Origin of the sequence: Flavobacterium notoginsengisoli (genome assembly GCF_042686225.1) — a bacterium.
GTDB classification, from domain to species: Bacteria; Bacteroidota; Bacteroidia; order Flavobacteriales; family Flavobacteriaceae; genus Flavobacterium; species Flavobacterium notoginsengisoli.
Map to the genome: position 1 here is coordinate 297,344 of NZ_JBHUOT010000005.1, position 26,756 is coordinate 324,099.

Sequence of the window (26,756 nt, forward strand, 5' to 3'; positions counted from 1 at the left end):
AGATTTGCATCATTATTTTTATTTGTTCTAATTAAGCATAGATGCGTTTCATTGCCATTCTTTTATTGTTCAGTCAAGTTATTTTTTCACAGAAGACAATTTCTGGTCAAGTTTTTTCCAAAGAAACTTCGACCGCTTTAGCAGGTGTGTTTGTTCGTGATACCAAAACCGAAAACTGGACGATTTCTGATAAAGATGGAAAATTCAGTATGATCATTCCTTACTTTCAGGATATTGAATTAAACTTCTCCATTCTTGGAAAAAAAGATATTAATCAGACTTTAAAAAACGGACAAAACTCAATTACAGTTTATTTAGAAGATAATACGCTTCATTTGAAAGAGGTAATGGTTACCGCCAATAAAGAACGTAAATACTCTGAATTGACTCTTGGAACAAATGCTATAAACAATGTTCAGGCTTTTACGCTTGATGATGTTTTAGAACAGCTTCCCGGACAAACCACTTCCTCTTTTAATCTGAATTCTTATAAAAATATTATTTTCAGGACAGCATCTAATGTAGGTTCTTTTAAAAGTAGTAAAGCTTTTGGAACTGCATTTATGATCAATGATATTCCGATTTCCAACAACGAAAACATGCAGGCTCTAAGTCCAAATACACCTTCTTTGGCGGGCAATGATTATGGCGTTAATACAACACCTTTCAATAATCCAAATGTTGGTGTTGATCTTAGAGAAATATCAACTAATAATATCGAAGAGATAAAAATCATTCAGGGAATTCCTTCTGCAAAATATGGAGATTTGACTTCTGGACTGGTTTTGATCACTACTAAAGTCGGAAATAGTCCTTACAGAGTTTCGGCTTCCCTTAGAGATGGTACAAGCGAATTGAACTTGACAAAAGGAATTCAATTAAACTCCAATAATTCTATGAATTTTGGAATTAACTTTCTGGATTCTAACTCCGATCCAAGAAATAATTTATTGAGTTATCAGCGTGTCAGCGGGAGTTTAGCATGGAAAACTACCGATAAACATTCTAAAGTAAAAAATACTGTAAACCTATCGATAAGATCAACTCTTGATGATGCCAAACGTGATCCTGACAAAATTGCGGCAGATATCATAAAAAATGAAAAACAAGGGTTTTCTATCTCTAATAATTTCATGTGGAAACCTTCTAATTTATGGTTAGATGGTATCAATGTAAACAGTGGTTTCTCTTATGACAGGCAGTTTTCTAGAAAAGAGAGATGGATAAACAGAGCTTTAACGGCTGCAACTGATTCTAAAGAAGAAGGTATTCATGATGCTTTTGTTCTTCCATCGCAATATACCAGTATCAGTACGGTTGAAGGTATTCCGATTTCAACTTTCGTAAATCTTGAAGCCACAAAAACGATTACCAATAAAGCCAACTGGATTCACAGCTTATCATTTGGGTTATCAGGAAGATCAAGTTCCAACAAAGGAGACGGAAGAAAAAGCAGCGCAATTGGCTTAATCAATTATTATGTCTTAGATGACGGAGGCGACACCAGACTAGGTTATAGAGATTATGATTTTAACAGAACCCGAACAGAAAACCAATTTTCTGCTTATCTGGAAGACAGAGTCTATAAAAAATTTGAAGAAGATAAAATCCTAAATATTGATTACGGTGTACGATATGAAAATCAGTCTGGAAATGTATCGTTACAGCCGCGTATTAATTCATCCTATTCTTTAAATAAAACTTTCAGAATTCGAGGCGGATTTGGATTATCATCCAAAGCGCCTTCGCTTAATCAATTGTACACTGGAGAGCGTTATATAGACCGTTTATTAGGCAACGGAATTTATGTAAATCCGGGAGTGTATCAAAAAGCGTGGATTTTGACTGTAGTAACTTCTGGAGACAATTTGAATTTAAAACCTTCGAAATCATACAAAACAGAAGGCGGATTAGATGTTAATCTTCCTTTTGCCAATATTAATTTAACGGGGTATTACAACAAACTTAAGAATGGTTTTACGGGACAGATGGTTCCTATCTCAAAAGAAATTCCAAAAGTAAATATAACGACAAACGGAACAGAAATGCCAACGTATGAAGTTGTGGGAACAGATAACCTGTATTATCTAACAAATAGCATTCAAAACAATGCAAATTCAGAAGATATCGGTATTGAAACCATGATCAATTTTCGAAAAATTAAGGCACTAAACCTTGATGTGAGCATGAATGCAGCTTATGTAAGATCTAAAGATTTAAGTGAATCGATTACCTATTATGCTTCCACTGATCTCTTATCGGCAGAAAGATATGGAGTCTATCCTTCGATGCCTATGACAAATGAGAATTTTACTGCAAGTTTTAACTTCAGTTATCATATTCCAAAAGCAGGTTTATTATTGTCATTAAGAAGCGAGCATATCATTTTACGTACTTCCTACCTTACTAACAGTAATTATCCAAATGGCTATTTAGATAATCAATTGGCCTATCATGAAATTCCAGAGGCAGATCGTACAAATTCGCAAAAATACGGGCATATTATCCGCGATACGCAAAATGACTCACAAAACAAGCTTGAAAACATGCTTCATAATTTTCATCTGCGTCTTTCCAAAGATTTTCTAAACGGATTTAGCGTTTCATTTTATTCGACCAATTTTTTAAATCTGAAGCCTTATTACGAGAAAAACGGCATTAAGAGTCCGTACGATTATTTCGCAAAATTCTCTTTTGGAACCCGACTTAATTATCAATTCTAAATATATATACCTATGAAAAAAACACTATCTATTTTTATAATACTTTTTGGGCTAATCATTCAGTCCTGCAGCAATGATGATAACGAAAACGAAGCATTAAAACCAGTTGATTTTAATGTTTCACTTAAATACGATGTCACTTTTAACAGTCAGGTTGTTAAGAAAGCCAGTGTTACAATTGTAAATACAGAAACTGCCAATAAATATACTGTAGAATCTGATGAAAGCGGTGTAGCAACATTCAAACAGATTTTACCGGGAACTTATACTATTACGGCAACCAAAGTGATTGCCGCAGCTGAATTCACAGAGACTTTTGGTTACACGCCAACAGAAGCTGAAATTAATTTTAATGGTGCCGAAAGCAGTGTTATTGTAAATGCAACAACACTTACAAGCAACATAGAAATGAAAACGTCTAAAGTAGGCAATTTTGTAATTAAGCAAATTTATTACGCTGGATCTGACACTAAAAAAGGAGCTATTTTTAGAGATCAATTTATCGAAATTTACAACAACTCTAATACCGTTCAGTATGCAGATGGTTTATACATGGCATTGCTGACTGGATCTACTTCAACTACCGTTTTGGCTTATTCTTTACCAAACGGACAGTTTGACTGGAGCAAATCAGAAGGAATGACTGGCGGCAGTACTGCAAATACCGATTACGTTTATGCACTAAACATTATTAAAATTCCTGGAAGCGGAACGCAATATCCAGTACAACCGGGAACAAGTATTGTAATTGCCCAAAATGGTATTAACCACAAAGCAAATTATGTAGACAACAAAGGTAAAACCGTTAGTATTCTAAGCCCTGAATTAACGGTTGATTTAAGTACAGCAGATTTCGAATCCTTCCTAGGAGATTATTCCGGTGATTTATACCAATATGATATTCAAAATGCAGCTGTTCCGGATGTAAACATTGCTTACTGGGGAAATAGTAACAATGACATGATATTAGACTCAAACGGAAGACATGCTTATGTTATTTTCAAAATGAAAGATGAAGAGTTTGCTGCATTGAAAAAATATAAAAACCCTAAAGGAGATGCCAACCTAGCGCTTCAAATTCCAGTTAGTGTTCTTATTGATGGTGTGGACACTACAAAAGATTTAGGTTCGAATTTAGTCCCTAAAAAACTGCCTTCTCAAATTGATGGAGGAAATACATACGTTCCTTCTGGAGCTTATTCTTCAAAATCGGTAATGAGAAAAACTAAAACTACAATTGCCGGCAGAATTGTGCTTCAGGACACAAACAACTCTACAAATGATTTCGTAGAAGTAACAGCAAATCCAAGAGGATTCAACTAAAATTTTCTTTAATGAAAATCAATAAAATTAAAATATATTACAATAAAAGTAATGCCTGGAAATCCTGGGCATTACTTCTTTTATTGTTTTCTTTCGTTTTTACAGTGAATGCACAAGACACTATAAAAGTGCAGAATCACATTATTGATAATCAGATCAAAAATCAAATTTTTAAATACCCAATTGCGTATACCAATCCCAATATTAAAGATTTTACATTTACCGAAGTTTCATATGAACATCAGCAAAATGAATTTGCAAGAAAACAGGTTGCAAACGAAATCAATACCTATCAGTTTTTAGCGCAGGGCTATTTTACAACTAAATCAAAATGGAAGTTGTTTGGCGATTTGGCAATCAAAAAAATACTGGAAAAAGATCTCGGCTGGGTTCTTACTGATGATCGTGCCGAAGGACAGGAAGTGATTAACCCCCATTATTTTTATGTTCCCAGAAAAGCCGATTGGGACAATCAGGTTTATGCTTTGAGCGGAGGTTTTTCTAAAGACATTACCAATCATTTATCTGTGGCTGTTAAAGCCAATTATGGTACCGAAAAATTTAGTAGAACTTTAGATGCAAGGTCACAAATCACAAACAGAAATTTGGGAGGAGAAATGCAAATTGGCTATCAAATCACAAAAAATCAAAAGGCTTTTATTTTAGGAAGCTATGCCGAAAATCAAAAAGATTTTACTTTTAAGTATAATAATTCGAATTTAAATCTTGAAGTATATCCAGAAACCTACCTACGTTTCAATGCAGGTTATGGTAGAATACTAAATTCTTTTAAATCTTCTGGATCTGGTTATTTATATCAGGATATTGTAGATAAAATTGGATTAGGGTATACTATTAAAGGCAAAAATTCCATTTTCACTGTCTTATATTATGCTCAGAATTCCAATAATGTTTTCTATACCAGTGATCTTGATTTAATCGTAAATGAAAGAATGAAAATCAAAACAAAAAGCAACCATGCAGAATTGTTTGCTTTTCATAAATGGAATAAAAAAGAAATCCAGTCTACTTTCGAATTCGATCAAAGCGATGCAAAAAATTTTGACAAACAAAGTAATGGTTACAACTATACCAATTCCTTGAGCAAAGTCAATTGGACAGCTTCATTGGCCCAGAAAACAGGTTCTAAAATTGATTATTTAGTGGGTTTAAATCTACTTTATCAACAAAACGAATACAATGATATTTTGGCCACAACTCATATCGAATTAAATTCATTAAATACTGGAATTTATACGAGTAAAGATTTTGCTTTCGCTAAAAGTAAATTGAATGCAACGGCAAGTTTCAATATGTATTTCCCGCTTCCATCGAAACTGGACTACTATGATACTTCGGGCGGTACTAATATTAGATTTTTTGACGAAGTGATTCTTTACGATTACGCTGTCAATACCACGAATTATTTTGCTCCGGAATTGCGTTTACAATACAGTTATCCCACAAAAAAGAACAAAACAGTGGTTTTCTTTACCAATCTAAAAGAGAAAATCGCACTTAAAAAACAAACTGATTATCCAGTCAGTATTAATACGAATACCACCTATTGGGTTCAAATGGGTGTACAATTAAATTATTAAAGAATGAAAACGAAATTAATTAGTATAGGAGCAATGATAGTTTCACTCATCATGCTTTCTTATGCTAAGATTGAACCAAACTTATCTATTGCCGAATTAAAAAGATTATACAGCAGCGGCGATTATCAAAAATGGCCAAAGCCTAAAGTAGACTCTATAGTTTACACTCAAGGTTTTGAAGATATCGGAATTTTAGGCAAACCAGAATTTCCTGAAAACAATCCTTATACCGAAGAAAAAGCAGAATTAGGCAAAGTACTCTTTTTTGATCCGAGATTATCCAAATCCGGACAGATTTCGTGTGCCAACTGCCACGATCCAGAACTGAACTGGGGCGATGCCAGAAAAGTATCCTACGGAGAAGACAGACAACAAGGAACAAGAAATGCACCAAGTTTAATGAATATTGCGTATTCTAAAGTTTTCTTTTGGGATGGAAGAGCCAAATCTCTGGAAGATCAAGCCAGTTTTCCAATACAAGATGCTAAAGAAATGAATTTTCATATCGATTTAGCCACAAAACGATTAAACAAAATAAAAGGTTATAAACCGTACTTAAAAAAAGCTTTCGGAAAAGAAAAACTGACTCAGGAAGAAATTTTAAAAGCCATTGCCACTTTCGAAAGAACTTTAATTAGTCCGAAAAGTAAATTTGATAGATTCATTGAAGGAGATTCTACTCAATTAACCAACAGACAAGTTCTAGGTTTGCATTTATTCCGAACGAAAGCAAGATGCATTAATTGTCATAATACAGCCAATTTCGCCGACAATAAATTTCATAATGTTGGTCTAACCTATTACGGCAGACAATACGAAGATTTAGGAAGATACAATGTAACAGGAAAAGCTGAAAATGTAGGCGAATTTAAAACGCAGTCTTTACGTGGAGCGGCTCAAAATGCACCGTACATGCACAACGGTTTATTTCCTAATTTAAGAGGTGTTTTAAATATTTACAACGCCGGAATGCCTCAGCCTAAACGAAAAGAAAATCAGCTAAATGATACTTTGTTTCCAACTACTTCTAAACTGATAAAAAAATTAGATTTAAGTCAGTCAGAACTGGTTGCTTTGGAGGATTTTATTATGAGTTTGTCAAGTACTGCTTACAGAATGAAACAGCCTGTTTTACCGCAGTAGTTTTTTTAAGAGAATAGAATAAAGAGTAAAGAAAATAGAGAATTGAGGATAGACAAAAAAAGAGAATCAAAAAGCAGTTTTTATAATACTTTCTTGATTCTCTTTTATTCTCAAAGCATAGCAATCTATTTTCTATACTCTATGTTCTATATTCTCTATTTCACCATCACCCCTTCAACAAACAAAATCGGCACTTCTTCCGTTTTATTTTCGTCAAGCGAATTGGCTTTGAAGATAAACTTCTTATCGTACAAAGTATTTCCGATGAAGAAAGTGACCATAAATTCGTTATTAAGTACTAAAAGACTCTTTTCTATCAACTCTATTTTCACAACAGAAACCGACGGAACCTCAACAAAAGCATGGCGCAGAATCGAAGTTTTTTTCATTTCGCCGTCAATAGTTCCAAATGCTTTTGAAACTACCATTACGCTGTCTAAGTTAAAATCGCTGTCGTTTACTAAATAAGCGTACCAAACTTTCTCCATAAAATCGTCGCTCCATTCCTGCACTGCGGCAAGAAATACGTTTTCGACTTCCGGAATTATTATATCTTTTTTCATTTTTATTAAAAGCTTTAAAACCTTTGTCAAAGCCTAAACTTCAACAAAGGTTCGTTGTTATGATTGCGATTAGAATTCAGAATTAATCTAAAATCTAAGATCAGAAATCTAAAATTAAATATTGGCTTTAAACTGCTCTAAGAAACGAACATCATTTTCGTAGAACATACGGATATCGCCAATTTGGTATAAAAGCATCGCAATACGCTCTACTCCCATTCCGAAAGCAAATCCGTTGTATTCGTCTGGATTAATATCACAGTTTTTCAAAACATTTGGATCCACCATTCCGCAACCTCCAATTTCCAACCAGCCTGTTCCTTTTGTGATACGGTAATCGGTTTCTGTTTTTAGTCCCCAGTATATATCAATTTCGGCACTTGGTTCTGTAAATGGGAAATAAGACGGACGAAGACGAATCTTAGATTTTCCGAACATTTCTTTTGTGAAATACAATAACGTCTGTTTCAAATCGGCGAAAGACACATCTTTGTCAATGTATAATCCTTCCACTTGATGGAAAATACAGTGCGAACGAGATGAAATCGCTTCGTTACGGAAAACACGTCCTGGAGAAATCGTACGAATTGGCGGTTTATGATTTTCCATATAACGCACCTGAACAGATGATGTATGGGTACGCAACAACACATCAGGATTGGTCTGAATAAAAAACGTATCCTGCATATCGCGCGCTGGATGATATTCCGGTAAATTCAATGCCGTAAAGTTATGCCAGTCGTCTTCGATTTCCGGCCCTTCAGAAACGTTGAATCCGATGTTGGCAAAAATATCTATAATTTGATTTTTTACGATAGAAATTGGATGACGAGAACCAATAATCACTGGTTCTGCAGCACGTGTTAAATCGCCAAAAATTCCTTTTGATTCTTCTTTGCTTTCAAGCTCTTCCTGAATCTGCTTTACTTTTTCTTCAGCAACAGCTTTTAAAGTATTGATTACTTGTCCAAAATCTTTTTTCTGGTCGTTTGGAATATTTTTAAACTCATTAAAAAGTTCTTTCAATAATCCTTTACTACCTAAATATTTAATACGGAATTGTTCTAAAGATTCTTTGTTTTTTTCATTAAAGGCCTTCGCTTCCTCTATATGTTGTTTTATCTTATCTATCATTTTCCTTCAATAATTGAAATACAAATTTAGTGTTTTTAGTTTAAAATGTGCGGTCACAGTTGCAGTTTTAAGAATTTTACAACTGGATTAAAAAAATCAGGAGAAATTTTTCAATTACTTTATCAGTTCTATTTTATTTTCAATTTCCTTGACTTTTTTCAGCCAGTAATCAATGCCTTCCTGATTTTTGACAATTTCTTTCTTATAATTAGAGGAAATCCGACCTAGTTCATACCAGTTTTTATTTAAATCCCGTTCTTGTTCTTGTTTATTTGTGGGTTCAATTCTAGTGCGCCAAAAATCCATGTTTTCAAGATATCTTTTTTTTATCTCTTCAAAATACTCCACTAGTTTTTCTGTTGAATTCGGAATATAGCCCGGCCCGCTGCAACCACAAGAATGAAATGTAATTCCAACAGAATATAAGCTTTTAAGATGTTCCCATTTCTTGATATCCTCTTTTTTTGGCGATTCAAAATCTAGTCCCATGTTGGCCATTAATTCTGCACATTCAGGACATTTAGCTTCAAAAATGGATTTTTCTCCCTTTTTAATATCCCCCATCAATCTTCTTTTAAATGTTTTTCGACAAGCAAAACAAGCATAATGCGGTTTATAGGAGATCATGGCGTATCTGCACATTTTTTAGTGGTCCGTTTTTTTAGTGGTCAGTGTTCAGGTATTTAGTGGTCAGCGGCTTACTTAGTTGCAGGTTACAGCACTGAACACTCAGCAACTGAATACTGAACACTAGAAAATCTAATCAATCAATTTTCTTTCTAAAAAGTAGCTCACGATTGCTTCCTTCATTAAAACAGATTGTTCACCCGCTTTTAAAGCAGGTAATTGTTCTTTTACTTTGTAATGTGGCCAGCCTTCGGCATCAAAAAAATCGAATTCATAAAATCCGTAAGGTTCCAGCAATCTGCAGATGGCAATATGCATTAGATTTAGCTTTTCATCTTTTTTAAATTCGCGGTGTACTTTTCCTAGTTCCTGAACTCCAATTAGGTAAATTATGGCATCCAAATCTAAATCTTCGCCTTGCGAAAACTGATTGGAAAGTATGTCAACGAGCTTTTCCCAGCGCTCTTTTAATTGTGTATCTCTGGACATTGTATGATTTTAGATTGTTGGTTTTAGATATAAGATTGCTTTAAAATTTACTTCTGAAGGGGGCAGAATAGCAATCTGACTCTAAATTTTGATTTGCAAAGATACAGAGTTCAAACTCAATGTACCTAAAAAAATTAAATACATAAACTTAAGTCTAAAATAAAACCTCTGAACGTTTGTCCCCCTGAACCTCTGAACCTGAAAAAAAACATATCTTTGCGCCTCATTAAACACAAAACCAATCATGAGTTTTTTTGATATTATTGTAGCCGCACTTTTAGGTTATAGTTTGTATAAAGGCATTAAAAATGGACTTTTTGTAGAAGTTGCTTCTTTTATTTCCTTGTTGTTAGGAATTTATCTTGCTATTAAATTTTCTTCTTTAATGACCGGAATGATTTCAAAGCATGTTTCATGGAATCCAACCAATATTCAGATTACGGCTTTTATCCTGACTTTTATTTTAGTGGTAATTGGCGTTTATTTCTTAGCCAAAATCTTAACCGGAATTGCAGATTTTGCTATGTTAGGCTGGATGAATAAACTCGGAGGCGGTTTTTTCAGGGTTTTAAAAACCATTTTGATCCTGAGTATTTTTATTGCTTTGTTTGAGAAAATTAATTTCAATAATACTTTTGCAAAAAAGGAAACGCTCGATAATTACATTTTTTATAATCCAGTAAAAAAAGTTGCTGGTTTTGTGTATCCGTCGATTGAAAAATGGTATGAGACTTTTAAAAAAGAGCATTCTGAAAAACAAGAAGAAGACAAAGAACAGACCGACAAATAATAGTTACATCGTCTAGAATTAAACCCGACAGGTTTTTGAAACCTGTCGGGTTTCGTTTAAAATAATATTTAGAAAACACCCGACTTTCAAATATTTACGAGAAATATTTTATCTTGCTCCGTATTTCCAACAACCGATTTTAACCAAAAATCTAAACCATGTTGTACTTAACGGGTATTATAATTACGTTTTTTCTGGTTGTGATTCTCGCCAGCAAAAAGAACAAAAGTGAAGCCGATAAAATTCTGGCGCTTTGGCTGTTTTTTACAGGTTTTCATTTGTTTTTATATTATCTGCATTATAAAAAAGACTTTACTTCGTTTCCATTTTTATTAGGTTTCGAACTTCCAATGCCTTTATTGCAAGGGCCATTTTTGTATTTGTACACTTCGGGTTTGACGAATCAAAATCAGCATAGGAAATACAATTGGCTTCACTTTTTGCCATTCGTAATTGCTGTTTTGGTTTTGATGCCTTTTTTTACCTTATCATTTCAGGAAAAATTAAAAGTTTTTGAGAATGACGGAAAAGGATATGAAAATCTTATTCTCATTCTGTACATCTCTATTTTACTTTCGGGAATTGTTTATGCTTTACTTTCTCTTCAAAAACTTTCCAAACACCGAAAAAACATATCAAATCAGTTTTCTTTTAATGAAAAAATTAATCTTCGATGGCTTCAATATTTAATTCTGGGATCCAGTATTATCTGGCTTGTTGTTATTTTTTATGAAGATGAATATATTTTTTCTGTTGTAGTTTTTTATCTAATGTTTATTGGCTATTTCGGAATCAAACAAGTTGGCATTTTTACCAATCAAACTATTACTGAAAATTTAATTTTAAATGTTTCTTCCAATGAAAATGTCGAAATCGAAAACACTTCAGAAAAAATCAAATATGAAAAATCCAGTTTAAGTTCAGAAGAACTTTTGTCCATTCATCAAAAATTGACTCAAATTATGGAGGCTGAAAAACTCTATAAAAATCCTGATTTAACTTTAACGGAATTGTCTCAAAAACTAAACGTTCACCCTAATATACTTTCGCAGGTTATCAATTCTGTCGAAGGCAAAAACTTTTATGATTACATCAATTTACAGCGCGTAGAGGAATTTAAAAAACGGATTCTTTTGCCCGAAAATCAAAAATTCACTTTGCTTTCTATTGCTTTTGAATGTGGTTTCAATTCGAAAACGGCTTTTAACCGAAACTTCAAAAAAGCAACTGGACTTTCTCCTTCTGAATATTTGAAGTGATTTTTTAAACACATAGAAACATAGTTATTCTGTGCGTTGAAAGGCATTCCATTTGTAATAAAAAACATAGCTATGTGTGAGAAACTAGTTTCTTTTAGTTTACTTTTTTACTCAAACAAAAAACTATGTTTCTATGTGTTTAAAATTTTAATCTCAAAGCATATAAAACTAGAACCACCTTACATGTTGGGGCGACCAGCATACTATTGGAACACATCTTTGCAGAAATTTTAATCAATTCTTGCAATGAAAACCAAAACACTTTACTCAGCCGTAATCGCTGTTTCCATTTTCTTCTTTATGGGATGCGAAAACGAAAATGACATTAACGAATCCGGATATTTAGTTCCGAAAACTGTTGATGAAGATCCCTCGATTCCATCCATTTTTGTAAACGGAACACAGTTACATTCCGAAACTTTTGGAAACCCGAACGATCCAATGTTGATCTTTTTACACGGAGGCCCAGGTTCTGATTATCGAAACGGATTAAACGTACAGCAATTAGCCAACGAAGGCTTTTATGTTATTTTTTACGATCAACGAGGTTCGGGATTATCCAAAAGACATGACAAAAAAAGTTATTCGATTCAATTAGTTTTGGATGATTTGACGGAAGTGATCAAATATTACAAAACTTCTCCCAATCAAAAAGTTTTTCTTTTTGGACATTCCTGGGGCGCGATGCTGGCGTCTGCTTATGTCAATAAATATCCAAATTCCATAAACGGAGTAATTCTCGCAGAACCTGGCGGACTGAACAAAAAACTCCTTGACGAATATGGCGAGATGAGCCGAAAAATCAACATCTTTTCTGAAGTAACAAGCAATCTTTTATACGTCGATCAGTTTATAACGGGAAAAGAAAATCAGCATGCGATTTTAGATTATAAATACGGAATTTCATCGAGTTTTACTTATGCGAAAGGAAATGATGAAGGCATTCCGGGACCTTCTCCGTTTTGGAGAATTGGCACAACTGTTTTGGAAAGTTTTATTGCTATTTCTGAAAATGAAGGATTCGATTTTACGACCAACTTAGATCAATATCAAACGAAAGTTTTGTTTTTATACGGCGAATTGAATAAATCATATGGACTGACTTTTGCTCGAAAAGAAGCGTCTTATTTTCCAGTTTCTGAAATTGCTGAAGTAAAAGGAACTGGCCACGAAATGATTTATTTCAAATGGGAAAACGTCGAGCCTTTGGTGTTGAATTATTTAAATAATCTAAAATAATTCGGCCATGAAAGCAATAATAGCACTAATCGTATTTCTCCTTTCGCTTCTTACTTCTCACATTTCACAGGCACAAACCATTAACTGGGAAAGTCTTCACGAAGATCAAAAACATATTTTAAACGTAAATGCCGGCTGGGATTATAGTTTTGTTTACGGATTGAGTTATGGTTATCATTTAAAAACCAAAATCCCAATTATTCTGGAAAGTTCCATTTCTTTTGCGTCAGGCGAAGTTATTTTTGATGATTTTAAAACCAAAATCGGTGGACAGCTAAATTTATATCAAATTGAAAATTTCCGTTTTAATGTTTCGTTTCACGGGATTTATAGGCGGTACGGAAATCCGCTAGTAACACTTCAAAATTTTGGTGCCGATGCTGGAATTGTTATTGGCCTTTATAAACCAAAATGGTTCATTGCCGGAGAATTTGGTTTTGATAAAGCAATCGTTACCCATTTTAAGCATTCTCATATTTACAAGGAAGTTTATCCAGATGTAAAAAACGGTTGGTACGAACCCGCAACAGGAGGAAATTTTAATTTCGGAATTCAAGGCGGTTATTCTTTTACTCGAAGCGATATTACGTTACGAGCAGGAAAAGTAATGAGCGAAGATTTTAAAAGTACACCGTTGATTCCGTTTTATGTACAATTAGGGTATAATTATAAATTGGATTGAACTTTTTAAACACATAGAAACATAGATTTTTCTGTTTCTATAAAAAAGGTAAAAGAAGAAGCTAGCTTCCACACATAGTCCCGATAGCTATCGGGATTAATTGATGCAAATGAAACGCCTTTCTGCACAAAGCCAAACTATGTTTCTATATGTTTAAAACTATTCCTAAAACAAATCCAATAGTTAGAGAGCCTCAGAGAGGCTAAATATTTATAGCAATCCAATTGCGCAAAGACAAGAGCTCCAGCGGAGCGACATATATAATTTTTCGCAATCAAATATGTCGCTCCGCTGGAGCTTTATATTGTAGATGTTCATTATTTGCTATAAATATTTTGCTTCTCCGAAGCTTCCCTAAAAACACCAAACCCGACAGGTTTTAAAAACCTGTCGGGTTTGTTATTCGTTTGTCAGGCTGAGCGAAGTCGAAGCCTTTTTAGTAATAAGCATTCAACTTCGCTCAGGATGACATTTGGTTTCAAAAGAATATTTAGAATTTCACTTCGAGCTTCTCTCCCTTTTTCAAAACAATCTCTTGTTTTTGATCGCCGAAAATCAAAGTTGTTTTCCCTCCGTTTTTAGAAGAAATAATTACATTTTCTGGTTTTTTATTGCTCCAAGTCATTTCAATTTCAAATCCACCTCTGGCGCAAATTCCCTTTACAGAACCTTCTGACCAAGCGTCTGGTAAAGCAGGTAATAATCTGATTTCGTTTTCGTCTGATTGTACTAACATTTCGGCAACGGCAGCTGCGCCTCCAAAATTACCATCAATTTGAAATGGCGGATGCGCGTCGAATAAATTCGGATAGGTTCCTCCTCCTCTTCTTGGTTTTTCTGTCTTCTTTCCGTCGGGATCTACGTAGCGAAGTAATTCTCGGAACATTTTATAAGCGCGATTTCCGTCCCAAAGTCTTGCCCAAAGATTGATTCTCCATCCTTTTGACCAGCCTGTGGTTTCATCGCCTTTTATTTCTAGTGTTTTCTTTGAAGCTTCTGCTAAATCAGGAGTTTTTAAAGGTGTAATATGATCGCCCGGGAAAAGTCCGAATAAATGTGATTGGTGTCGATGTTTGGGGTCATTGTCATCCCAATCAAAATACCATTCCTGAAGATTTCCTTTTTTTCCAATTTGGTAGGGATGTAAATTGGCTAAATCCGCTTCTAGTTTTTTTACAAAATCAGCATCAACATTTAAAATCTTAGCGGCTTTAATTGTTTTATCAAAACATTCCCGAATCATTGCCAAATCGGCTGTTCCTCCGTACATCGTTGCTCCTACAAAACCATCAGCTAATTTATATTGATTTTCAGGCGAAGTTGATGGAGCAGTAATTAAATTTCCATTTTTATCTTCTACCAGCCATCCCATACAAAATTCGGCTGCACCTTTCATTAACGGATAACCTTCATTTCTTAAATAATTTTGATCCTGAGTAAAAATATAATGCTCCCAAATATGCGTACTTAGCCACGCTCCCGCCATTGGCCAGCAAGCCCACATAGGATCTTCTTTTCCAAATTGTCCAACCGGATTGGTCATCGCCCAAATGTCTGAATTATGAGCTGCTGCCCAGCCTTTCTTTACTCCATAAAAAGTCTCAGCAGTAATCCTTCCGGTTTCGGAAAGATTGTTAATAAAACTTAAAAGTGGTAAATGCATTTCTGAAAGATTGGTGTTTTCTGCCAGCCAGTAATTTTCTTCCAGATTAATATTCATAGTATAATTACTGCTCCAGGGCGGATTCAAATACGGATTCCAAATTCCCTGTAAATTAGCTGGAACTCCTAAAGTTCTTGAAGCACTGATTAGCAAATAACGTCCATAATTAAAATAGAGGATTTCAAGATTTTTATCTTCTTTTCCATCAGCGTAACGCAATAAACGTTCATCAGTTGGCAAATCCAAAGCGGTCGTTTTCCCTAAATCTAAAGTAACGCGATTGTAGAATTTTTGATAATCTGTTATATGCTCGCTTTTTAATTTATCAAATGTTTTTTTGAACGCTGAATTCAATATCTTTTTGGCTATTGGTTCTGAAATTCCGTCAATTGATGGAGATTTATTAAATCCTGTAAAACTTGTTGCTACAGCAACATAAATTATCGCTTCTGTTGCATTTTTCACACCCAAAGTTGTATCTGTATTTACAATTGTTCCATCAGTATTTTTAATTTTTAACAAAGAAGTAAAACGCGTACCTTTTATTACTTTTTGCTCCTTTAAGGCTTCTTTCTTAATCTCGGCAAGCACCTTATCTTTATCTATATAATATGATGGAATATAGGCTTCAGTAACTTTAAAATATCCAGGATTTTCATGCATCGGAGCGTGTCCATTAAGAGCCAGACTATTTTTTTTTGCCTCAATATTTGACTCCAACAAACTACTGTATTGCACATCGAAATTTAAGCCCCCTTTTTTACTACTAGTCAATTTGATGATCATAATTTGATCTGATGCCGAAACAAAATATTCTCTGGTAAATTTTACACCATCCATTTCATAACTAACCTTTGAAGTTGCATTTGAAATATCTAATTCTCTATAGTAATTTGAAGCTTTTCCTATATGATCATTTTTTATTTCTAATGTCCCAAGTGGTGCATACGATTCTGAATTTTTACCCTGAATTTTTTTATTCAATTGTTCTGCCAATTTATAATCTTCTTTATTAAATGCATCACGAATAGCTGGAAGGTTTTGATACGCACTGTTATTCATATGGGGAAAAACAGGTTCACCGGACCAAAGTGTAATATCATTCAAATAAATTTTATCTGAATTTACTCCGCCAAAAACAGTTGCTCCCATTTTTCCGTTTCCTAAAACCAAGCTTTCTTCAAAGAATTCTGCGGGTTGTTTGTACCATAAAACATTTTTGGATTGCGCCGAAATGTTTGTATAGCAACATATGAGAAGTAAGAAGAGAAATGTTTTTTTTATCATACTGGGTTATCTTATCCTAACAGGTTTTCAAAACCTGCTAGGTATTTATTTTTTATCTAAACTAATAAAAAAATATAGTGATACCTAACAGGTTTTGAAAACCTGTTAGGATAACAACCTATAATCAATCAGATGTTCCTATGGAACATTATTACGGGACGTTTATTTTTTCATCAACGGATTTCATCCGTTGCTACCGATGAAATGTTCCTAGCGGAACATATATCGTTGCGAATTATTTAGCTATTTACTGAGGACTAATAACTACTTACTAACTTTATATTTTTCATTCGCTGTAATCATTTCCCAATTATCCGTTCTAAATGGCGATGCAGGAAATTTTTCTTTATTGAAAAGATTAATAGCTGTATCATCATCTGCCCAGCCGTAATGCACTGCTACGGGATTTTGAACTTTATCGCTTGAAACGATTATTTTGTTGTTTTTGAATATCGCTTTTGCGGCATGAAAAACTTTGTCTGCACCTGCGATTTCGAAACCTTTTAGTTCGTCATTGTTTGGCGTTGATAATCCGCTGCCGATATTGTCGAAAGTTAATGTAATTTGATTTCCTTTTATTTCCTGCGATTTATAAGTCGGTCCGCTGTGAACTTGTTTTTTGCCATAAAGATTGTTCATTGCGATCGCTGCCAAACGTAATCCGATGTCTTGTTTGTTGGTTGGATGAATGTCTTTTGCATTTCCGATATCGGTTGTAACGACCATTCCCGTATTTGGCAATTTTAATGTTTCAGACTGTGCTTCGCGAAGTTCTGCCCAACGGCTTCCTTTTTGGCTGTTTCCTCCCGTTTCATCAAAAGTGGACAATTGAACGAAGTAAAAAGGGAAATTTCCTTGTTTGAATTTTACTCTCCAATCGTTAATCATTAACGGAAATGATTTTTTATACTCTGCTGCTCTCCAAACATTCGCTTCTCCTTGATACCATAAAGCACCTTGAATAGCGTAAGGAACCAGCGGATTTACCATAGCATTGTACAATAATGAGGGATAACTGTTTGGAGAAACTTCGATTCTCACTTTTATAACGTTGAATTTCCAAAGTCCTTCTAACGGTAAATTTGAATCTTTAAAATCGATTTTTAGATCTTGCGGATCGCCGTAGATTCCGCCACCGCCACTGTAATCTGTAATTCTAACTGCAATTACGTTTGTTCCTTCTTTTAAGACATTTGCCGGAATTTTGTAAATTCTTTTGGCATCCCAAAGATTGTTTGTCCCAATTTGGATGCCATTTATATACGTTTGGTCTTCATCATCAACTTTTGCTAAATGTAAAACAGCTTCTTTTTTGGCTTGTTCTGCTGTTAAAACAATGGTTTTGCGCATCCAGACAATTCCGTCAATGTTTCCGATTTGTTGATTTTCCCAAAGTGATGGCACTTTTATTTCCGGCCAGTTTTTGTCTTGGAAATTTGGGTTTTTAAATTGCTCTTCGTTTTCCATCGAAACATCAAAACCCTGTACTTTTTTCAGATTGTCTAAAACCGATTTTTTATAGGTTTCAAAAATGGCATTGATATCTACGGTTGGAACATCGGCAATCATGGCTTTAAAATCGGGACTGTTTTCGAAAGCTTCACGGCTTGTCCAGGTTTCAACATTGGTTCCTCCCCAAGATGTATTGATAATTCCGATTGGGATTTTTAACTCTGAATATAATTTTCTAGCAAAATAATATCCGACTGCGGTAAAGTTGCTTACATTTTCTTTGTTCGCTTCTTCCCATTTTCCTTGTTTCAAATCGTCTTTTGGAGTGCCGCTTAAATCTTGAGCAACACCAAAATGACGAATCATAGGATAATCTGCACTATTAATTTCTTTTTCGGCATTCATGGTTTTAAAAACCTGAAATTCCATATTCGATTGTCCACTGCAAATCCACACTTCTCCAACCAAAACATTTTTGATCGTGATTTTATTTTTTCCGATAATGATCAATTCAAATGGTCCACCGGCTTTTTCAGCATTTAAATTTACCGTCCATTTTCCGTTTTTATCGGCTGTTGTTTTCTTGATTTGTTTGTTGAAATGAATTTCTACGCTTTCATTCGCATCAGCAAAACCCCAAATCGGAATTTGCTTGTCTCTTTGAAGCACCATTCCGTCAGAGAATATTAAAGGCATTCTAACATTAGCATTAGCTAAAACACTAATTAACAGAAAAATAAATAGTACACTCTTTTTCATTTTTTTAATTTAAAATATTTTAAAAGCACAAAAGTGATATAAGATTTTTTAAGCTCATTTGAATATCCAAAACTTATTTTACTTATATCACTTTTGCAATTTAAGGTGTTTTTTTACTTCAGTCCGTCTTGTAAAGCAGTTAAAGCTTGTGCATCGTACACCGTATTATTACTTCTATCAAATAAGGACATTGTATTCACTCCTAAATTTCCTGCATCCCAATAAAATGGAATTAATCCATTTGCTTTGGACTGTTTTACAACATATTTTAAGAAATAGGCTCTTGAATCTAAATGTAATTTCAAATTATCACCTTTCAGAGTAGTACGTTTTATTGCTCCAAATTCGCCTAATATTACAGGAATTCCTTTGTCTACAAATTGCGTTTTCATCGAAAGGAAAAATTTATCTAAGTCTGCCTCTTCTCCCCAAGTTGAGTTACGAGTAGGATCTGTTGTAGAATGATAATCTTTTCCCCAATAATAAAACATTTTACCCCAGTCTGCATCTTTGTCCATTAAAGCAAATTGATATGGTGTATAATAATGAACCTCTGCCATCATTCTGTTCGCCACTTTATCTGTTGGCAAAGTGGTCATTAACTTATTTGTTTTTTCGATATCTGTTGAAGGCCCTTGTACAATTAAATTACGGTAGGCATTTTTTCCACCTGTAGAACGAACTGCATCAATAAAAGTTTGATGATATGAAGTCAAAACAGCCATTTGTGCTGCATTTTCAACATTTGGTTCGTTCGCACTTGCAAAAAGAAGGTGTTCGTCAAAACCACGTAGTTCTGTTGCAATTTGTTCCCAAAATGCTTTTTGTTTCGCATTGTTAGCGTCTTTTTTAGCTTCTGTGACATTGTTTTCAAGCCAGCCGCTATCCCAATGGATGTTTACAATTACGTACATATCATTATCAACGCAATATTGTACTACTTCTTTTACTCGGCTTAACCAATCTGCTTTAATTTGTGCTTTTTCCGCATTAGCCAGATACTGGTTCCACGAACATGGAATTCTGATGGCATTAAAACCATTTGCTTTTACCAAATCAATCAACTGCTTTGTAACTTTTGGATTTCCCCATGCTGTTTCTCCACCAGTTGCTTCCAGCGTATTTCCAATGTTCCAGCCCAATTTCATTTTTGCCGCTAGTTGCACTGCTGTACTTCCCATTCCTGATGCATCTGCCGGAAGCGGATTTGTATTATAACTTGGATATGTACCGTCAGCTGCTCTACCTGCTGCCTGAGAAACTTTTATCTGCAATGAATTTGCCTCACCTGAACTCAAAGTTATAACGGCAGTTCTAGCACTGGAAGTTGTGTTTTGTAATGCTGTAATTTGAACAACTGTTGTTCCTGTTGTTCCTGCAGATTTACTGATCTTTAACCAGCTTGCTTCTGAATTTTGCAATAACCACGCTGTCGCTTCACTATTTATAGTAATGTCAGCATTACTTTCTGCGCTTTGAAAATCAATTTTATCGGTGTTTATTGTTAATCCTTTTACAGTTAAGTTTTGTGCTGTTTCTTTGTCAGAACTGCAGGCTAAAACTCCAAAAAATGCAAAACATAACAATGCACTTGCCAGGTAATCTTTTATTGTTTTTTTCATTTGGTTTGGTTTAAGTTAAGTTGTAAAATCAACGCCAACTTTTAAATGGGCTGACGTTGATTGATAGTTAGTTATTATAAAAAGAAAAACAGCTGGTTATTTTACTATTACCTGAATTTCTTTTTTAATATCTCTTGAAGAGGTTCCTAATTTGATGGTGTATTTTCCTGGCTCAACTGTCCATTTTTTTGATGCAACATCATAATAAGCCAATTCTTTTACCGGCACTTTGATGGTTACTTTTTCTGAACTGCCCGCTTTTACATCTGCTTTTTTGAATCCTTTTAATTCTTGTGCGGCACGAGTAATTTTAGAATCTGATTTTGAAGTGTATAATTGAACTACTTCTTTTCCGTCTACTTTTCCTGTATTTTTAACGTCAACCGTAACTTCGATCACATCGTTTTGAGCGTATGAATCTTTATTCGCTTTTGCATTATCAAGAGCGAAAGTCGTGTATGATAATCCGTAACCAAAAGGATATAATGGTGCAACATTTTTAGTATCAAACCAACGGTATCCAATCAAGATTCCTTCAGCATAATTTACCGCTTTGTCTCCAGGAAAACTGTTTGTGGCATGCGCAGGAGAATCTTTAAGTTGTTTAGGCATTGTCCAAGGTAATTTTCCTGACGGATTTACTTTTCCTAAAATCACATCAGCCAAAGCATTTCCGCCTTCAGAACCGTTGAACCAGCTCCAAACTAAAGCCGAAGATTTCTGACTTACTTCATTAATATCAAACGGAGCACCCGCACTCATTACGACAATAGTTTTAGGATTTACAGCTGTTACTTTTCTAATTAATTCTTCTTGTCCAAAAGGTAAATGTAAATCTCTACGGTCTGAAGCTTCTGTTTCATAATCACGGTTGGAACCCGCAAAAATGATGGCAACATCTGAGTTTTTAGCTGCATCAACTGCTTCCTGAACTTTTGCTGGATCTAATGCATCAATTGTAACTGGACCATTAGCTGTAATGTTTCCTAAGTTTCCTTTATTTTTCTCGTCGTAACGTTCTAAATATCCTTCCGCATAATTGATTTTAACTGAAGAAGGCAATCTGTTTTTAAGACCTTCTAAAGGCGTAACTTCTCTTTTTGTTTTTACTCCGGCACCAAATCCGCCCAAAGCGTTTTTCTTTGTTGCATTGTTTCCGATAACAGCTATAGATTTAACTCCGTTCAGCTTTAATGGCAATGCATTGTTTTCGTTTTTCAACAAAACAATTGCTTCAGCTGCAATTTTGTAGGCATCTTGGTAATGCGCTTCGGTTGCGATGCTTCCTTTTGCACGAGTTCCGCCTCCCATTGCCTTAACCTGAAACAATGTTCTTAAAATTCTTTTTACATGAAGATCAATTTCTTTCTCAGAAACTTCTCCAGATTTAACCGCTGCAATTAATTTATCGGCTAAGAAAAATTCATTGAAAGGTTTAGGTGTTCCCATTTCAATATCCAAACCATTTTTCAAAGATTTTGCTGTAGAATGCACCGCAGCCCAATCTGAAACTACGATTCCCTTGAATCCCCATTCGTCACGCAGGATTTTATTCAGCATATAATCGTTCTCACATAAATATTCGCCTCTAAATTTATTGTAAGCGCCCATAATACTGTATGCTTTTGCTTCTTTTACAGAAGCTTCAAAAGCTGGAAGATAAATTTCTCGAAGTGTACGCTCGTCAATTTGTACATCTACAAAATCACGATTCGTTTCCTGATTGTTTGCCGCATAATGTTTTACGCATGCCATTACGTCTTTTTCTTGTAAACCAACAATCAAAGGCACTGCGATTTTTTTGTTCAAAAACGGATCTTCAGACATGTATTCGTACGTTCTTCCTCCAAGCGGCGTTCTTACCATATTGATGGCTGGCGAAAGCAACATGTCTTTATCCCTTGCACGTAATTCTTCTCCTAAACTAGTTCCGAAAGTATGCGCCATTTCTGCATTCCAAGTTGCTGCCAAAGCGCCTCCTGCTGGATAGTACGTTGCAAAATCGTTTGTCCATCCTGCCGGAGCCCAATTGTCTCTTGAAATTTCTTCGCGAACTCCCAACGGACCATCAGCCATTTTTAGTTCTGGAATTCCTAAACGTTTTACGCCTGCATTGGCAAACATACTGTTCCCGTGAAGCATTCCGATTTTTTCTTCTAATGTCATCTGCGAAATCAGTTTGTCAATTTCAGCATCATGATCTGTGCCTATTTCTTTTCCTATGTATTCTTCGGTTTCAGCTGAATTTGAAGCTAATGTCTGGGCATCATTTTTACAAGAAGTAAACAATGCAAAAACTAGAGCTGCTGAAAGGAACATCATTTTGTTTTTCATAGATAGTTAGATGTTTTTTGATTTAAAGATTTTTGATTCCTCACAATTATCTTTAAATACAGTTAATACTATTTTTATGTTTGTGGTTTTCTCTCAACTATTGTTTAATTAAATTCAGCATGACAACATCATTTTCGTTGATTTTGAATTCTCTGCTGAAAGTCCCTTTTCCGTCAATTGTAATTTTTTCTGTCGAAATTGGCGCGCCGTTATTTTTCTCTTTTATTGAATTGACTTGTTCACGTGTTAACTGATTCGGCTTGTTCATCGCCAGATAATCCGCGTAAGCGTCATTCACTTTATAGCCCACTTTGTAAATTTCTAAAAGGTATTTTCCTTTTTGAATGCCATCAATTTCCACTTTCACTTTTCCTTTTTCTTTTGAAGGAAGGTCTTTTATATAATACGTTTGATTCAACTCTTTATCGCCAGGATGTGTATTGGTAAAATCCCATAACAAAACTTGCATATCGCCTTTTGCATTTTTGGAAGTCCAGGAAGCTTTATCCGAATTTTGAAGTTCTGTTTCTCCTAATTTATTCATTAAATAATAAGAGAAATAAGCCGGTTTTTTAATTCCCTGTGTATTCAATAATCCGAAACCGCCGTGAAATGGCGTAAATCTTGGTCCTGCTTCTTCAAAAATATCAGTAAAAACCCAATATGACATGGAATTTGCCGCATTGCCCACTTGTTTTATTTTTTGCAGAATATACGCTGCCGAATGATAACTGTCGTGAATTGGATCTGCTGGCGTGTACGATGTACTCCATTCTGTATAATGCAATTCTAAATTCGGTTTAGCTGATTCCGTAATCAATTTTCTGGAATGAATAATTTCTCCACTTACACTCCATTCGTCCTGATTCAAAATCGTTCCCGAAGTTCCGAATTCGTCCAGATAACCATGTTTTACTCCATAAGTATGAGTCGAAACAAAATCCATCGGAACATTATTCTTCGCGCAAAAATCAATAGATTCTGAAACCCAAGCTGAACCTGCCGTTGCTGGCCCGCCAACTTTATAAGCTGGATTTACTGCTTTTACACCGCGAGCTGCGTAATCGTATAATTTATAATATTCCTCTTGTGTACTGCTCCAAAAACCTGGGGATAAATTCGGTTCGTTCCAAACTTCAAAATACCAAGTTTTTACTTCTTCGTCTCCGTAACGTTCTTTAAAATGCGCAGTTAGATTTCTAATTAAATCTTCCCATTTTTTGTAATCTTTTGGAGGCGTTACGTTGCCTTTCCACCAGAAAATCGTTTCTTTTCCACTTGCTAAAGCATTTGGCATAAAACCTAATTCCACAAACGGTTTCATTTTCAGACTCACAATGTAATCAAATAAAACGTCCACATATTGGTAGTTGTATTCTGGATTTCCTTTTTCGTCTTCGCGATAAACGGCCATATCATCAGACAATAAACCATGAAAACGGATGTATTTAAAATCGCATTCTTTTTTTACCAATGCCAGTTGCTGCTGCCAATCTGCACGAAGACCTTCATTTGCTCTTCCGGCACCGATGCATTCTTTAAACATGGTGTTTAGTTTTCCTGCTTCTTTTTTGTAATCAACTTTTATGATTCGGTTTTCAGCAGTTTGTGCAATGATTTGGATTGAATGAATTAAAACTAGGAGTATAAAAATTCTTTTCATCTGAAAATGTGTTTTTGGTTATCCTAACAGGTTTACAAAAACTGTTAGGTATTTATTTTACCCAATCTAATAGTTTCATTATTGTGACTTGATATTTGATACCTAACAGGTTTTGAAAACCTGTTAGGATATTAAAACCAATAATTATATTTTTTTGAATCTCACTGCACCACCACCAGCACCGCCTAATTTCAATTGTAATTTATCAGATGATTTTACTGTTTTCTTCGAAATTGAAACTGCTTCCGGATTATGTGTTTGATCTGTTCCTTCGGCATCAACATAAATCTGTGCTTCGTAAGTCGCTTTTGGATCTAAGAATGATAATGAAACTTCTACATTTCTTGATTTTTCATTGGTCAAAGTTCCTAAATACCAATCTGCACTATTTCTGTCTTTTCTTACTGTTGTGATGTATTCGCCAATTTTTCCTTCTAAGATTTTAGTGTCTTCCCAATCTGTTGGAACGTCCTTTAAGAATTGTAATGCTGGTTTTCCTTCGTAGTTTTCTGGAAGATCTGCCAACATCTGGATTGGAGAATAAATCGTTACGTACAATGCCAATTGCTGTCCAACTGTTCCTTGAATTCTTTTTCCTGGGTAACCTTGTTTTACCTCAACATCAAAAATTCCAGGTGTAAAATCCATTGGTCCAGAAAGCAATCTTGTAAACGGAATAATACTTAAATGGTTTGGCGGATTTCCTTCGCTCCAAGCATTATATTCTTGTCCGCGCGCTGCTTCTCTTGAAACCATATTTGGAAAAGTTCTTCTTTCTCCTGTATCTTTAATTGATTCGTGGTATAAAACCGCTAAATCGTATTGTGCTGCTTTCTCTAAAATATATCTGAAATAATTTACTCCAAACTGACCGAAGTGCATTTGTTTCATATTCAATTTAGAACCTACGTGACCGATTTTTACGGTATGAATTCCTAGTTTTTTGTATAAAGCAAAACCTTCGTCAACTTCTTTTAAATAGTTAATTAAGTTCGAGCCTGTTTCGTGGTATCCGATTAATTCGATGTTCTTTTTCTTTCCGTATTCAACCACTTTTTCTAAGTCGAAATTGTCGGCACTTTTTGTGAAACTGAACATGTGCATGCGGTTTTCATACCAACCTGGCGTCCATCCTTTGTTCCATCCTTCGATCAATAAATGGTGGAAACCTTCTTTTGCTGTAAAATCGATATATTCTTCAGCGTGTTTCGTTGTTGCACCTTGTTTGTCACTTTCCCAGAAAGTATATTTTCCGATGTGCATTCCCCACCAAATTCCTAAATATTTGTATGGTTTGAAATAGCTGTTTGTATTTTTTAATTTGTTTGGTTCGTTTAAGTTTAAAACCAAATAAGAAGTAATCAATTCTCCCGGATTTTCTCCTATTTGAAGTGTTCTCCATGAAGAGGTAAAAGTATCTTTTACACGCACTTTTACTCCATCAGGCCATGGCACTAAATCCGATTTTAATTCTGTTCCCTTAGTATTTACCAAAGTCATACTTGCAAAATCGATCAGGTTTGCTTCGTGGAAACTTAACGCTAATCCGTTTTTGCTTTCAATTGTTAACGGAGTCAAAACGGTATCCAAAGTACTTACTGGTGCATCTTTGAAAAGATATTCGTCGCGGTTTTCTCTATTCGCCGGAATCCACCACGCTTTTCCGTCTTCTTTTAAGTTGAAAGTTGTTTTTTCATCCATGATGAAAATACTGTCTTTCACATTTTGTTTTGGATACACATATCTAAAAGCAATACCATCATCGAAAGCGCGAAACTGGATTTGTAATTTTCTTTTGTTTCCTGTTTTTTGCTGTAAATCAACTACCAATTGATTGTAGTGATTTCTAATATTTTTCTTTTCTCCCCAAACTTGTTCCCAAGTTTCATCAAACGTAGAAGTTTTTGCTCCTTTTATTTCAAAGTTTGTGCTTAAGTCTTCGTTTCCTTTCAATACAAATCCCATATCAGATGGAGAAATCACTTCGGTTTTTCCGTGAGAAACGGCATATTTTGGAGCATTTTTTACCAGCTCAAATTTGATTTTGTTTTTTCCGTTTGGCGATGCCAGTTCGTAAGCGTTCTTCGTTTTTTGACTGTAGCCTATTGCTATCGAAAACAATACGGCTGGGAGAATTAGATAGTTTTTCATGTTTTTTGGTATTATATTTTTTGCCTAAATGCTGGCTATATTTTTTAAACACATAGAATCATAGTTCATTGAAAACTGTAAAAAGGCGTTTCACTTGTTTAAATTCACATAGCTATGTGTGAGAAACTAGTTTCTTTCCATTTTCCTTTTATTCACAAACAAAAACCTATGTTTCTATGTGTTTAAATATTTTTTATTTTTTTGCCACGAATTGCACGAATTTCCACGAATTAAATTTGTGCTAATTCATGC

At 34.8% G+C, this 26,756-nt stretch carries 18 protein-coding genes; 8 read left to right on the forward strand and 10 right to left on the reverse strand.

Annotation, left to right across the window (positions count from 1 at the left end; genetic code table 11):
- The first annotated feature begins 41 nt into the window (after positions 1-41).
- The 4 genes from ACFS3A_RS13775 to ACFS3A_RS13790 are packed head-to-tail and all read left to right on the forward strand — an operon-like array spanning position 42 to position 6,790.
- Complete coding sequence (locus ACFS3A_RS13775; RefSeq protein ID WP_379826170.1) at positions 42-2,723, forward strand: TonB-dependent receptor; 2,682 nt, start codon at positions 42-44, stop codon at positions 2,721-2,723.
- Positions 2,724-2,735: 12 nt separating this feature from the next.
- Complete coding sequence (locus ACFS3A_RS13780) at positions 2,736-4,046, forward strand: DUF4876 domain-containing protein (protein ID WP_379826172.1); 1,311 nt, start codon at positions 2,736-2,738, stop codon at positions 4,044-4,046.
- 11 nt (positions 4,047-4,057) lie between these two features.
- Positions 4,058-5,647 (forward strand): DUF6850 family outer membrane beta-barrel protein, encoded by a 1,590-nt coding sequence (locus tag ACFS3A_RS13785; protein WP_379826174.1) that lies wholly within the window; start codon positions 4,058-4,060, stop codon positions 5,645-5,647.
- A 3-nt stretch (positions 5,648-5,650) separates the two neighbouring features.
- Positions 5,651-6,790 carry a cytochrome-c peroxidase gene (locus ACFS3A_RS13790; RefSeq protein WP_379826176.1) on the forward strand — a complete coding sequence of 380 codons (1,140 nt, stop codon included), beginning with the start codon at positions 5,651-5,653 and terminating at the stop codon, positions 6,788-6,790.
- 155 nt (positions 6,791-6,945) lie between these two features.
- Here the strand turns inward: ACFS3A_RS13790 and ACFS3A_RS13795 are convergent, their stop codons facing one another.
- The 4 genes from ACFS3A_RS13795 to ACFS3A_RS13810 all read right to left on the reverse strand — a co-directional run bounded on the left by ACFS3A_RS13795 (position 6,946) and on the right by ACFS3A_RS13810 (position 9,603).
- Entirely contained in the window at positions 6,946-7,353 is a 408-nt protein-coding gene (locus ACFS3A_RS13795) for a hypothetical protein (protein ID WP_135222239.1), read from the reverse strand.
- Between the two features lie 114 nt (positions 7,354-7,467).
- The gene (gene pheS, locus ACFS3A_RS13800; RefSeq protein ID WP_109190968.1) at positions 7,468-8,487 is read right to left on the reverse strand and encodes a phenylalanine--tRNA ligase subunit alpha; all 1,020 of its coding nucleotides are present in this window, start codon (positions 8,485-8,487) and stop codon (positions 7,468-7,470) included.
- Positions 8,488-8,601: 114 nt separating this feature from the next.
- Positions 8,602-9,051 carry a hypothetical protein gene (locus tag ACFS3A_RS13805; protein ID WP_379826179.1) on the reverse strand — a complete coding sequence of 150 codons (450 nt, stop codon included), beginning with the start codon at positions 9,049-9,051 and terminating at the stop codon, positions 8,602-8,604.
- A 195-nt stretch (positions 9,052-9,246) separates the two neighbouring features.
- A complete protein-coding gene (locus tag ACFS3A_RS13810; protein WP_379826181.1) occupies positions 9,247-9,603 on the reverse strand; it encodes a hypothetical protein in 357 nt (118 codons plus the stop codon).
- Positions 9,604-9,847: 244 nt separating this feature from the next.
- On the opposite strand from ACFS3A_RS13810, the gene ACFS3A_RS13815 reads away from it, so the two are divergent.
- From ACFS3A_RS13815 to ACFS3A_RS13830, 4 genes are all read left to right on the forward strand, one after another.
- Positions 9,848-10,393 (forward strand): CvpA family protein, encoded by a 546-nt coding sequence (locus ACFS3A_RS13815; RefSeq protein WP_379826183.1) that lies wholly within the window; start codon positions 9,848-9,850, stop codon positions 10,391-10,393.
- A 158-nt stretch (positions 10,394-10,551) separates the two neighbouring features.
- Positions 10,552-11,652 (forward strand): helix-turn-helix domain-containing protein, encoded by a 1,101-nt coding sequence (locus ACFS3A_RS13820; protein WP_379826184.1) that lies wholly within the window; start codon positions 10,552-10,554, stop codon positions 11,650-11,652.
- 246 nt (positions 11,653-11,898) lie between these two features.
- Positions 11,899-12,891 carry an alpha/beta hydrolase gene (locus ACFS3A_RS13825; RefSeq protein ID WP_379826185.1) on the forward strand — a complete coding sequence of 331 codons (993 nt, stop codon included), beginning with the start codon at positions 11,899-11,901 and terminating at the stop codon, positions 12,889-12,891.
- 7 nt (positions 12,892-12,898) lie between these two features.
- Positions 12,899-13,573, forward strand: coding sequence for a hypothetical protein (locus ACFS3A_RS13830; protein WP_379826186.1), 675 nt, complete (start codon positions 12,899-12,901; stop codon positions 13,571-13,573).
- Positions 13,574-14,063: 490 nt separating this feature from the next.
- Here the strand turns inward: ACFS3A_RS13830 and ACFS3A_RS13835 are convergent, their stop codons facing one another.
- From ACFS3A_RS13835 to ACFS3A_RS13860, 6 genes are all read right to left on the reverse strand, one after another.
- Entirely contained in the window at positions 14,064-16,523 is a 2,460-nt protein-coding gene (locus tag ACFS3A_RS13835) for a glycoside hydrolase family 95 protein (RefSeq protein ID WP_379826187.1), read from the reverse strand.
- A gap of 264 nt (positions 16,524-16,787) precedes the next feature.
- Positions 16,788-18,734 (reverse strand): sialate O-acetylesterase, encoded by a 1,947-nt coding sequence (locus ACFS3A_RS13840; RefSeq protein WP_379826188.1) that lies wholly within the window; start codon positions 18,732-18,734, stop codon positions 16,788-16,790.
- A gap of 113 nt (positions 18,735-18,847) precedes the next feature.
- Positions 18,848-20,356, reverse strand: coding sequence for a cellulase family glycosylhydrolase (locus ACFS3A_RS13845; RefSeq protein ID WP_379826189.1), 1,509 nt, complete (start codon positions 20,354-20,356; stop codon positions 18,848-18,850).
- Positions 20,357-20,452: 96 nt separating this feature from the next.
- Positions 20,453-22,690, reverse strand: a complete 2,238-nt coding sequence (locus tag ACFS3A_RS13850) for a glycoside hydrolase family 3 C-terminal domain-containing protein (protein ID WP_379826190.1) — start codon at positions 22,688-22,690, stop codon at positions 20,453-20,455.
- Between the two features lie 97 nt (positions 22,691-22,787).
- A complete protein-coding gene (locus ACFS3A_RS13855; protein WP_379826191.1) occupies positions 22,788-24,353 on the reverse strand; it encodes a GH39 family glycosyl hydrolase in 1,566 nt (521 codons plus the stop codon).
- A 144-nt stretch (positions 24,354-24,497) separates the two neighbouring features.
- A complete protein-coding gene (locus tag ACFS3A_RS13860; protein WP_379826192.1) occupies positions 24,498-26,504 on the reverse strand; it encodes a glycoside hydrolase family 97 protein in 2,007 nt (668 codons plus the stop codon).
- Positions 26,505-26,756: the final 252 nt, after the last annotated feature.